The organism is Ferruginibacter sp. (genome assembly GCF_031430955.1).
GTDB lineage: Bacteria > Bacteroidota > Bacteroidia > Chitinophagales > Chitinophagaceae > Ferruginibacter.
The window spans coordinates 1-11,347 of record NZ_JANPCM010000056.1 but is presented as its reverse complement, the minus strand read 5'-3'; the positions used below and the strand labels follow the sequence as shown (position 1 = coordinate 11,347).

General features: G+C 36.5%; 8 protein-coding genes. 7 read left to right on the top strand and 1 reads right to left on the bottom strand.

Going from position 1 to position 11,347, the window contains the following annotated elements:
* The first annotated feature begins 204 nt into the window (after positions 1 to 204).
* The gene (locus ACY65O_RS01595) at positions 205 to 1,128 is read left to right on the top strand and encodes a sugar phosphate isomerase/epimerase family protein (RefSeq protein WP_462219097.1); all 924 of its coding nucleotides are present in this window, start codon (positions 205 to 207) and stop codon (positions 1,126 to 1,128) included.
* 474 nt (positions 1,129 to 1,602) lie between these two features.
* On the top strand, positions 1,603 to 3,783 hold the full coding sequence (gene metG / locus ACY65O_RS01590; protein ID WP_462219096.1) for a methionine--tRNA ligase: 2,181 nt from the start codon (positions 1,603 to 1,605) through the stop codon (positions 3,781 to 3,783).
* 3 nt (positions 3,784 to 3,786) lie between these two features.
* Here the strand turns inward: metG and ACY65O_RS01585 are convergent, their stop codons facing one another.
* The gene (locus ACY65O_RS01585) at positions 3,787 to 5,619 is read right to left on the bottom strand and encodes a PAS domain-containing sensor histidine kinase (RefSeq protein WP_462219095.1); all 1,833 of its coding nucleotides are present in this window, start codon (positions 5,617 to 5,619) and stop codon (positions 3,787 to 3,789) included.
* 262 nt (positions 5,620 to 5,881) lie between these two features.
* On the opposite strand from ACY65O_RS01585, the gene ACY65O_RS01580 reads away from it, so the two are divergent.
* The 5 genes from ACY65O_RS01580 to ACY65O_RS01560 all read left to right on the top strand — a co-directional run.
* Positions 5,882 to 8,263, top strand: a complete 2,382-nt coding sequence (locus ACY65O_RS01580) for a 3-hydroxyacyl-CoA dehydrogenase/enoyl-CoA hydratase family protein (protein ID WP_462219094.1) — start codon at positions 5,882 to 5,884, stop codon at positions 8,261 to 8,263.
* A gap of 116 nt (positions 8,264 to 8,379) precedes the next feature.
* Positions 8,380 to 8,997 carry a transposase gene (locus ACY65O_RS01575; RefSeq protein WP_462219093.1) on the top strand — a complete coding sequence of 206 codons (618 nt, stop codon included), beginning with the start codon at positions 8,380 to 8,382 and terminating at the stop codon, positions 8,995 to 8,997.
* A gap of 77 nt (positions 8,998 to 9,074) precedes the next feature.
* A complete protein-coding gene (locus ACY65O_RS01570) occupies positions 9,075 to 9,728 on the top strand; it encodes a peptidase M10 (RefSeq protein WP_462219092.1) in 654 nt (217 codons plus the stop codon).
* 50 nt (positions 9,729 to 9,778) lie between these two features.
* On the top strand, positions 9,779 to 10,699 hold the full coding sequence (locus tag ACY65O_RS01565; RefSeq protein WP_462219091.1) for an ABC transporter ATP-binding protein: 921 nt from the start codon (positions 9,779 to 9,781) through the stop codon (positions 10,697 to 10,699).
* Positions 10,700 to 10,722: 23 nt separating this feature from the next.
* A partial coding sequence (locus ACY65O_RS01560; protein WP_462219090.1) for an ABC transporter permease subunit occupies positions 10,723 to 11,347 on the top strand: 625 nt, incomplete at its 3' end.

Here is an 11,347-nt window from a genome sequence, read left to right as displayed (position 1 = left end):
TATTTTGACTTGTTCCGATATTTTCGGGGATACCAGCTAAAGATTTTCATGGCATCATCGTTGTGAACTTGTTCTCTTCTACATTCTTTTTAGTAAAAAGAATGTAGAATCAACCCTTTCATCGGTATACATAATGGCAGCATTACAGGCCATATAAACAGTCTCAGAAAAATAACTCAAACAACTTCTATAAATTGTAAAACAATGCAAAACAGAAAACAATTTTTACAAACTGCTGCAGCTTTATCATTGGGCAGTATAGCTTTTTCCAATACGGCATTTGCCTCTTTATTAAAAGGGAAAAAATATCCTCCAGCCGGTTTGCAGCTCTTTACTTTTTTTAATGAAATAGATGCTGATGTGCCGGGCACATTAAAAAAAATTGCAGCGGTTGGTTATAAAGAAATTGAATCGGCCTTTAGTAAAAAAGGGGGTTTTTATGGCATGAAGCCAAAGGATTTTGCAGCTATGCTAAAAGATATGGGCATGAGCTGGAAATCGCACCATGTATTGGGAGCACCATTTAAATTGCCACCGGGTGCTAAGATGCCGGTGGATGCAGATGGTAAACCCATTACCATTCCGCCAATGCGAAACCTTAAAGACAATATGCAGCCACTGGTTGATGAAGCTGCAGAAGGCGGCGTAGAATATTTGGTTTGCGCCAGTACGCCAATTGCTACTTTAGAAGATGTGAAGACCTCAATAGAAGTATTGAACAAAACTGACGAAGCCTGCAAAAAAGCAGGGATTGGTTTTGCGTATCACAATCATGATAGGGAGTTCTATGCAGTAGAAGGGCAGATACCTTACGAGCTTTTTCTTACACAAACAAAAATGAAGATGGAACTCGACCTGGCATGGGCAACAAAAGCTGGTAAAGATCCTGTTGAATTATTTAAACAGCATCCAGGCCGTTTTCCTTTGTGGCATGTAAAAGACCTGGATGCCAAACATGAAATTATTTTACCGGTTGGCGAAGGGTCCATTGATTATAAAAGAATTTTTGATGCAGCATCCAAAGCAGGTATGAAACATTTTTTTGTAGAACATGATATGCCTAAAAATCCATTAGAAAGCATTACCAGCAGTTTTAATTATTTAAGTAAAATGCTGAATAAAAAATAAGAGTGTATATTTTTTTTGTATGATGTAAAAAACCTTTGTAATTGCAAAGGTTTTTTGTTTGTTTGGCTTTTGCGGTTGGTTTAGGTAAATTTGCACCACTTTGGCTTTAAGGCGTTCAATAATAATATAATTTTGAAGAGAGTCAATGAAGTCAAAAATAAAATTACAAAGCTAACGTCTCTGTGTAAAACTAATATCACCCCTTCGGGGTTATGATTTTAATTTGATATTGCGATTACTATATTAATACCATTCCTTCGGGATTTTAAAGCCTGAAAGGCTGATATTAATATAGTAATAAAATTGAATAAAGGTGCAAACCCCGAAGGGGTGACATTAGAAAAATAAAAGGTCTTAAATAAAACATAATTAAAGCTCAATAATGTTAATACTGTACAAGAGTGTCTTGCCTTAGGCCAGACCAATGAAGCCCAATAGAATTTATATGGCTTGGTGCAAAAAAGAAAAAATTACATGACAGACCCTAAAAGATATTTAATTACATCGGCTCTGCCTTATGCGAACGGGCCTAAACATATAGGACACCTTGCCGGTGCGTACCTGCCTGCAGATATATATGTACGTTACTTGCGTGCACAAAAAAAAGATGTTGTATATGTATGCGGCAGCGATGAACATGGTGCTGCCATTACCATACAGGCCATGAAAGAAAATACTACTCCACGGGCTATTGTAGATAAATACCATGCCATGTTAAAAACCAATATGGCCGACCTGGGTATTTCTTTTGATATTTATCACCGTACTTCAGCACCCATTCACCATGAAACAGCAAGAGAATTTTTTACTGTATTAAATAATAATGGCTGCCTGGAACAAAAAGAAACTGAACAATATTACGATGAGGAGACCAGCACATTTTTAGCAGACCGCTATATCATTGGCACTTGCCCTGTTTGCGGCAATGAGAATGCTTATGGCGATCAGTGTGAAAAATGCGGCACATCTCTAAGCCCGGAACAACTGATACATCCACGAAGTACATTAAGCGGCAACGCTCCAATAAAAAAAATAACCACTCACTGGTATCTTCCACTAAACAAGCATGAAGATTTCTTACGCCAATGGATACTGGAAGAACATAAAGAAGACTGGAAGGCCAATGTGGTGGGGCAATGCAAAGGCTGGATTGAAGCCGGCTTGCAGCCCAGGGCAGTAACAAGAGATTTGGATTGGGGGATAGCGCTGCCGGAAAACCTGCCGGGTGGTGCTGGCAAAGTACTGTATGTTTGGTTTGATGCACCTATAGGTTACATAAGTGCTACAAAACAATGGGCATTGGATAATAATAAAGACTGGAAACCATACTGGCAGGATAAAGACACTAAACTTGTTCATTTTATTGGTAAGGATAATATTGTATTTCATTGTATCATTTTTCCGGTAATGCTAAAACTGCATGGAGATATTTTGCCGGATAATGTGCCCAGCAACGAGTTTATGAACCTGGAAGGAGATAAGATGAGCACCAGCCGTGGATGGAGTATAGAGATGGACGACTACATTAATGACTTTGTAAAGAAGGAGAATGGTGGAGATCAAATGGTGGATGCACTTCGCTATTATTTAACAGCAATTGCGCCGGAAACAAAAGACAGTGAATTTACATGGAAGGGATTTCAGGATGCAGTAAAAGGTGAGTTGGTGGATGTGTTTGGAAATTTTGTAAACAGGGCTTTTGTATTGATGCATAAATTATGCAAAGGAAAAGTTCCTCCATTGCACGCTGATATTTTAGACGATGCGGATAAAAATTTATTTGCAGAAATAGCAAAAACAAAAATTGCTGTTGAAAATCTAATCGAGGGTTATAAATTCCGGGATGCAATGTATGAAGTGATAGACCTGGCCAGAAAGGGAAATAAATATATGCAGGATAAGCAGCCATGGATTGTGGCTAAGAAAACCACGGACGACGGACAACTGACCACGGAGGCTCAAAAAAATATTGATAATTGCCTTCACTTATGTTTACAATTAACGGCAAATCTTGCGGTTTTAATAAACCCTTTTCTTCCGTTTGCTGCAAAGAAATTATGTTACATGATGAAGGTGGTAGACAAAATGCTTGACTGGGAAAATGCCGGTAAAACAAAACTGCTGAGTGTAGGTTATTCCTTAAGACCACCGGAATTATTATTTAGAAAAATTGATGATGCAGAAGTGACAGAGCAGGTAGAAAAATTAAAAATTAAAAGTGAAAGATTAAAGATGGAAAATAAATTGGAGGTAGACAAAGGACAACAGACAACAGGCCACGGACAACCAACTACAGAATTGCCTGTAGCTAAAAGCCCGGAGTTAAAAGCTGCTATTCAATTTGATGATTTTGCAAAAATAGAATTAAAAGTAGGCACCATTACCGCTGCAGAAAAAGTAGAAAAAGCAGATAAACTTTTAAAGCTGGAAGTAGATATGGGTTTTGAAAAAAGAATTATTGTCAGCGGTATAGCTTTACATTTTTCTCCGGAGGAAATTATTAATAAGCAAGTTGTGGTGGTGGCAAATTTAGCGCCACGTAAAATGAAGGGTATTGAAAGTAACGGAATGATTTTAATGGCAGAAGACAATGCCGGTAAATTGCATTTTGTAAAACCAGAAGCGGTAATTAATGCTGGCGCAGGCGTTAGCTAAAAATTAAATGATGTAAGGGAGGGTGATGTTTAATGTACAACCATTATCAGGATAAGTAATTATTTCTACTTTACCATTGTAAGCATCTACACGGTTAAAGATATTGATAAAGCCAATGCCGGTGGCTTTTTGCTTTTCTTTGTCAAACCCAATACCATTATCACTGATGATAAGACAACATTGATTATTTTTTTCTGTTACAGAAATATTTGCAGCCGATGCCCTGGAGTATTTAATAATATTATTGCTCTGTTCCTGTGTAATTCTAAAAATTACCAGTTGCTGTTCCTGCGTTAATTTATCAACTACATTTTCATCAATAGCAGTATCAACAGTAATGTCGCTAAATTGCTGCATATTGCGGCATATATCTAAAATACTTTGTTCCAATCCCACCGATCTTACAATGGAAGTATTTAATCTTTTAGACAAACCTCTTATTTCTTCTACCGCTTCTAATAAATACATAGAAGCTTTATCTAACAACTCTGTTTGGTCCTCATTATTTTTTGCGGCGCCAATATGTAACCTTGCACTCATTAAAAGCTGGTTAACATTATCGTGCAGTTCGGCACTTATCATACCACGTTCTTTTTCCTGTGCTTCAATAGTGGCCTGGTTAATTAATTTTTGTTTTTTTACCTGCTCAAAAATTAATTGTTTTTCTAATTGTTTTTGTTCGGTAATATCTCGTATGGCACCAATTAACCGAACAGGTTTACCCTCTTCGTAAATGGCAAAACCTTTATCCGAAATAAATCTGTAAGTACCATCAGCATATTGAAAACGGTATTCATCCGACCAGTTTTTTTTACGTGCCAGTAAATCCTGATCAAAATTTTTCTTCACTCTTTCTTTATCATCAGGATGTATTTTATCAAACCACCAATCCAGGTTACTGGCTAACTGTTCTTTCGAGTAGCCTGATATTTTATAAAACGCATCGCTCCTGTAAATTTCATTTGTTTTTAAATCTAAATCCCAAATAGCTTCTGATGTGGCATTAACTGCATAAGTAAAGCGCTCATGCATTTTTTCAATTTGGGTTTCAGTGTTTTTTCTGTCGGTAATATCAATGGCCTGACCGCCAATAAATCTTTTACCATCGGCATTTTTAAATACAAAGGCATTCGATACAAAATGAATAACATCTCCGTTTTGATTAGACAGGGTATATTCAGAAATATCTGCCTTGCCAGTTTTTAATATTATTTTATTACGGGCAATTAATTGATCGGCAAATGGTTTAGGCCAAATTTCCGATAGATGTTTTCCGGTTAGGTTATCACCTATATTAAAAGAATTGCCATAGGCTTCATTACTGAAAACAATACAGTCATTTTCATCATAGATCCAGCAACCGGTTTGGCTGTTTTCCATAAACATACCAAACAGGCTTTCTGTGGTATGTGCTATTGGTAAAGGATTTTTATTTTCGTCTTCAACAATAATTTTATTACTGATAACAATCGAACTGTTGCTATTAATTAAACTGGCAGTAGAGTAAAAATTTAATTGCTGCCCGGTATTATTTTTATAAGTTATTTCGCCGCTCCATGTACCTGTTTTATATATAGTAAGTAAAGCCTTAAAAGGCGAGGTGTTTTTAAATTTAAATGGCAATACATTTCCTAAAGTTGCAGTGGCATAATCTGTTTGGGATAAACCAAAAAGCAATTCGGCAAGTTTATTAAAACCGGTAATGTAAAACTTAGTATTGGTTACAATTACTGCTTCGTAAAGATTGTATAAATCAACATCCAATGGTTGCGATGCCTTATAGCTTACGCTTAAAAAGGTTTCAGTATTATCAGTCTGTTTAGCTAATGGCTTCATTATATTGGATTGTGCAGTAGTTTCCGTAAAATTAAAAAAGCATTTTAATAATTTAATCAGTTAATCATAGATTTAATTTTCTCCTGCTGCATGCTGTAAAAGCAGGCCGGAAAGAATACAAACGTAGTTTTTCAATTTTTAGTATGTAATTATACGGTGTATTGCGTTTTTTCCCTCTTAAAACCTAACTTCGAATAAAATTAGTTGTTTAGCTAACTAATTTGAATAAAGAAGATTAATTTTGTACACATAATAATTTATCATGCAAAGAATCATTAAAAAAGTAGCCGTTTTAGGTAGTGGCGTAATGGGCAGCCGTATCGCTTGTCATTTTGCAGGCGTGGGTTTACAGGTTTTGTTATTAGATATTCAGCCACCCCCATCCACAGAAGGGGAGAAAAAACCAGTTGATAAAAATAAGATCGTAAACGATGCATTAACCGCAGCCATTAAAAGCAACCCAAGCCCGGTTTATACAAAAGATGTAATAAAGAAAATAAAGACCGGCAATTTTACAGATAATATGAAAGATATTGCCGATTGCGATTGGGTGATAGAAGTAGTAGTAGAAAGATTAGATATAAAACAATCTGTTTTTACGCAGGTAGAAAAATACCGCAAGCCGGGTACATTAATAACTTCCAACACATCAGGTATTCCTATACACATGATGGCCGAAGGCAGGAGCGATGATTTCAAAAAACATTTTTGCGGTACCCACTTTTTTAATCCGCCCAGGTATTTGCGTTTGTTAGAAATTATTCCCACACCATTTACAGATGCAGCGGTGGTGGATTTTTTAATGCACTATGGAAGTTTACAATTAGGTAAAACAACGGTGTTGTGTAAAGATACGCCTGCATTTATTGCCAATCGTGTAGGTGTGTTTGGTATGATGGCTATAATGAACGCCATGGAAAAATTGCAATTAAATGTAGATGAAATTGATGCCTTAACAGGGCCGGTTATTGGCAGGCCAAAATCTGCAACGTTTAGAACTGCGGATGTAGTGGGTATTGATACATTGGTAAAAGTGGCAAAAGGTGTGGCTGATAATTGCCCCAATGATGAAGCCAAAGCTGTATTTAATATTCCTGCATGGTTAAATAAAATGGTAGAAAATAATTGGCTGGGTGATAAAACAGGCCAGGGCTTTTTTAAGAAGACGAAAAGTGATAAGGGCGAAAAAGAAATTCTTACTTTGAATTTGCAAACAATGGAATATGGCGCAAGGCAAAAACCAAAATTTGCAACTTTAGAAGCCGCTAAACCCATTGAAGATTTAAATACAAGATTAAAAGCTTTGTGTGCAGGCACAGATAAAGCAGGAGAATTTTACCGCCAGTTTCATTACAGTTTATTTTCGTACATCAGTCACCGCATACCGGAGATAACTGATGAATTATACAGGGTAGATGATGGTATGATGGCAGGTTTTGGCTGGGAGATTGGTGCATTTGAAAGCTGGGATGTTTTAGGCATTGCAAAAACTACTGACGCCATGAAGGCCGCAGGATATAATGTAGCACCATGGGTTGATGAAATGATAGCAGCCGGTAACAAATCTTTTTATAAAGTAGAAAATGGTAAACGTTTGTGTTACGATGTGGCCACTAAAACTTACAACGCATTGCCCGGCGGCGAAGCATTTATTGTAATGAAGAATTTTGAAAAAGAAACCGTTTGGAAAAATTCGGCCTGCCGTACTTATCATTTGGGTGATGATGTTTTAGGATTGGAATGGTACACTAAAATGGGCAGTATTGGCGGCGAAGTGCTGGAAGGTATTCAAAAATCAATTGCACTTGCAGAAGAAAAGTATAAAGGCCTGGTAATTGCAAACGAGGGCGCCAACTTTAGTGCCGGTGCAAATGTTGGTATGATTTTTATGCTGGCGATAGAACAGGATTATGATGAAATTGATATGGCCATACGGCAGTTTCAGCAAACTATGATGAGGGTTCGTTACTCCGGTATTCCTGTTGTTGTTGCGCCGCATGGATTAGCTTTAGGTGGCGCCTGCGAAATGAGTTTGCATGCCGATAAAGTTATTGCGGCTGCAGAAACCTATACCGGTTTAGTAGAGGTAGGCATCGGCGTTATACCCGGCGGCGGCGGTACCAAAGAATTTGTATTGCGTGCTGCAGATGAAATGCACGAAGGCGAAGTAGATACTTTAACATTGCAAAACCGTTTCTTAACTATTGCCACTGCAAAAGTGGGTACCTCTGCTTACGAAGCATTTGATTTAGGCATTTACAGAAAAGGAAAAGATACAGTAAGCATTAATGCAGGCAGAAGAATTGCAGAAGCCAGACAGGCTGTTATTGATTTATATAACGATGGTTATGTAATGCCCGTGCAACGCACCGATATAAAAGTTTTAGGCCGCAGTGCATTGGGTGCCATGCATGCCGGCATTAATGGCATGTGGCGTGCCAACTATGCAACCGACCATGATGTAAGTGTTGCAAAAAAATTAGCGTATGTTATGTGCGGCGGCGATTTAAGCGAACCGCAATTAGTAAGCGAACAGTATTTATTAGATCTGGAAAGAGAAGCCTTTTTAAGTTTAACGGGAGAGAAAAAAACTTTGGAGAGGATACAGAGTATATTGAAAAGTGGTAAGCCATTGCGGAATTAGTACGCCGAAATTTTATTTCGGCTATGTGCTTGCAATTATTCCAGTATTGTATCCCGCTTTAAATTTATTCTTAAATTTAAAGCGCCGAAAATTATTTTTCGGTGTTCATCAATACTATGCCAGAGCATAAATTTTTTTACAGCAAAAAATTACCTCACTTTCAACCGCTGGAAGAAACCTTCTTTATTACTTACAGATTAGTAGATTCAATACCGGTTTCTAAATTAAAAGAACTGGAAGAAGTCTCAATAAATGGGAAAAAAATCGCAAAAACTAAAGAAGAAAAATATAACGAACAAAAACGCCATTTTGCATTAACAGACGATTGCCTGGATAAAAATTCGAATGAACCTTACTGGTTAAGCAAGGATGAAATAGCTGCAATCGTAAAAGAATCGCTGCATTTTTGCGATGGTAAATTTTATAAATTATGGTGTTACTGTATTATGTCCAATCATGTACACCTCGTAATTACAACATTAAAAGACGCACCCCCGCTTTATAATATTCTGCAAAAACATAAACGACATACAGCATTAGCTTGTAACAAAGTGCTTAATAGAAGTGGCCAGTTTTGGACACATGAAAGTTATGATCACATTGTAAGAGATGACGAAGAATTTGACCGAATAATTTTTTATACGATTAATAATCCTGTTAAAGCCGGATTAATAAAAGATTGGAAGGACGGGAAGTGGACGTATTTAAATCCTGAACTTTCTTATATAATCTAAAATAAAATTTCGACTCTAATAGGGAAACGTTAAGAGTCTCAAGTAAAAATGGCCGAAATAAAATTTCGGCGTACAGCATGGGAGAAGCTCAATTATTACCACAAAAAAATTTACTCCTCATCAATGCCGTAATATTTATTTACGGTGATGCGGCAAATGATGCCATTGCAAAATTTATTGCTGCAGATATTGCACATTTTTGGAATGATGCCAACGGAATGGTAGCGATAAAGAATAAAACATTTGATGTAAGGTTTAATATGGAAGGTATTTGGACCAAATCATTATCTCCTGAAATGATCCATGAAAATACCAACCCACGCAATAATTATTTCAGGATAGAAGAATATGCTTCGGGTAATATTTCTTTTGTAGATGGATTAAACAGCAATACCGGTTATTTTAAATTACAGAATCTATTAAATAATTCTACCACAGCAGCGCATGAGTTTGGGCATACATTGGGGCTCGATCACCCTCATGATTTAGATATTCGTGGTAAAGGTATACCGGGCATTATGTATCCGAGAGGTACATGGGTTGATCCAGATTTTCAATACTACTCCAATGTTGCACCCGGCGAAGATGGCGGGACACTAAATCCATTTACAAGAAAAGTTTTGCAGGATGATATTGATAATCTCCGACTAAATAAATTAAATTTCAATAAAGAGGGCTTTGCAATCGTTGGTGGCTTTTCATCGGTGTGGCATCAAAAACATTTGCCTTAATCCAGAAAATTTTTTCGCTTATCTTCATTCTTCAAAACCTTTTCACTTTTATGGCTATACTTTCCATTGAAAATTTATCTAAAAATTACGGCGCAATAAAAGCATTGCAAAACGTAAGTTTTGAAGTGCCGGAGAAAACTGTTTTTGGAATACTGGGTCCCAATGGAAGTGGTAAAACAACTTTATTGGGTATTGTAATGGATGTGTTAAAAGCCAGTGGGGGAACTTATTCCTGGAAAGGTGAACAAAGTACTGCTGAAGTAAGAAAAAGAATAGGAACGCTTTTAGAAACCCCCAATTTTTATCATTACCTCAGTGCAGAAGCCAATTTAAAAATAGCTGCAAAAATAAAAGGTAAGGGAGAAGAAGATATTGATAAAGTATTGCACACCGTAAATCTTTACCAGCGTAAAACATCTAAATTTAATACCTATTCTTTGGGTATGAAACAAAGGCTGGCCATTGCTTCTGCATTGTTAGGCGATCCGGATATTTTAGTTTTTGATGAGCCTACTAATGGTTTGGATCCTGCAGGTATTGCAGAAATACGGGAACTTATAAAAGAACTGAACCGCAATGGCAAAACTATTATTATGGCAAGCCATATTTTAGATGAGGTGGAAAAAGTTTGTACGCATGTAGCTATTATTCAAAAAGGCGTTTTGAAAACTGTAGGTTCGGTAAAAGAAGTAATGAATACTTCGGGCAGCGATAATTTAACTACAGTAATTATTGAACTTAGCGCAGGCGATAATAAACAACTAAGAAATATATTGGGCCAAATGAATGGTGTAACAGAAATAATGTCGGTTGATAATTATTTACAAATCAGTTGCAGCGAAACTGTTAATGCGGCAGCAATAAATAAATTTTGCTTCGAAAACGGAATTGTGCTGGATAAACTGAATGAAAAACGGAAATCACTTGAAACAAGATTTTTGGAAATTACCGGTAAACAAAGCGACAGATAAATTAACCTTATTAAAAATAAATTATGCTCAGTCTTTTTAAAATAGAATGGCTTAAAATAAAAACTTACAGAACTTTCTGGATTTTATTTTTAGGATTTTTAGTTTTTTATCCGCTGGCATTTTATTTTTCTGCCAGCAAGTATATGGAATCTGTATCAGGCTCAGGAAAAATCGAGGAGCAGGTTTTAAAAGCAATGATAGAATCTCCGTTCGTATTTCCCAAAGTATGGCATTCGGCCAGCTGGATGGGAGGATTGTTTTTTATTTTACTCGGCATGTTGTTTATTTTATTAATCACCAACGAAGTACAATACCGAACACACCGGCAAAATATTATTGATGGCTGGAGCAGAATGGATTTTTTAAAAGCGAAATTTTCCGTAATGCTTTTTTTTGTTTTGGTAAGCACTGCGTTAATATTTTTATGCGGTTTTTTAGTTGGTGTTATTTTTTCCCCTGCTGCTGCAAATAAGTTTGATGGAATTTATTTTGTGGGATATTTTGCTTTAATGGCAACGCTTTATTTAATGCTGGCTTATTTAGTAGCTATTTTGGTAAAACGTACAGGATTATCCATTATAATTTATTTTGCAATTGTATGTATTGTAGATAATATTTTATGGTTAATTTTTACATTAAAAAGCAGCC

Bases quoted from the DNA above. Each gene is read 5' to 3' on its own strand.
- ACY65O_RS01565 (WP_462219091.1), top strand. From the start codon at position 9,779: ATGGCTATACTTTCCATTGAAAATTTATCTAAAAATTACGGCGCAATA.
- ACY65O_RS01580 (WP_462219094.1), top strand. From the start codon at position 5,882: ATGCAAAGAATCATTAAAAAAGTAGCCGTTTTAGGTAGTGGCGTAATG.
- metG (WP_462219096.1), top strand. From the start codon at position 1,603: ATGACAGACCCTAAAAGATATTTAATTACATCGGCTCTGCCTTATGCG.
- ACY65O_RS01595 (WP_462219097.1), top strand. From the start codon at position 205: ATGCAAAACAGAAAACAATTTTTACAAACTGCTGCAGCTTTATCATTG.
- ACY65O_RS01570 (WP_462219092.1), top strand. From the start codon at position 9,075: ATGGGAGAAGCTCAATTATTACCACAAAAAAATTTACTCCTCATCAAT.
- ACY65O_RS01585 (WP_462219095.1), bottom strand. From the start codon at position 5,619: ATGAAGCCATTAGCTAAACAGACTGATAATACTGAAACCTTTTTAAGC.
- ACY65O_RS01575 (WP_462219093.1), top strand. From the start codon at position 8,380: ATGCCAGAGCATAAATTTTTTTACAGCAAAAAATTACCTCACTTTCAA.